This window comes from Nocardiopsis sp. MG754419 (genome assembly GCF_018207095.1).
In the GTDB taxonomy this organism is placed as follows: domain Bacteria; phylum Actinomycetota; class Actinomycetes; order Streptosporangiales; family Streptosporangiaceae; genus Nocardiopsis.
The window spans coordinates 1-328 of the sequence record NZ_QOCZ01000429.1 but is presented as its reverse complement, the minus strand read 5'-3'; the positions used below and the strand labels follow the sequence as shown (position 1 = coordinate 328).

Here is a 328-nt window from a genome sequence, read left to right as displayed (position 1 = left end):
GGTGGCGGTGGTGCCGAAGCCTCCGTGGTGGACCACGGCGGAGCAGGTGGGCAGCAGGGCGTGCAGGGGGGCGAACTCCACCACGCGCACGTTGTCGGGTAGCTCGGGCAGGTCGCTTTGGTGGGAGGTGGCCACGGTGGCCACGACCTCCACGTCCAGCCCGGCCAGGGACCGCAGCACCTCGCCCACCGACACCGAGTAGCCGCTCAGGTGCTCCACCGAACCGAGGCCCAGGGTCAGCGCCACCCGAGGTCGCTCCGGATCGGCCCGCAACCACCGCGGCACCACCGCCGGACCGTTGAACGGCACGTACCGCATCCCCACCTGG

At 72.6% G+C, this 328-nt stretch carries 1 protein-coding gene; it reads right to left on the bottom strand.

Annotated features, from left to right (window positions below; genetic code table 11):
- The coding region (locus tag DSY14_RS28415; RefSeq protein WP_211719641.1) for a nucleotide disphospho-sugar-binding domain-containing protein at positions 1 to 328 on the bottom strand (328 nt) is incomplete at both ends.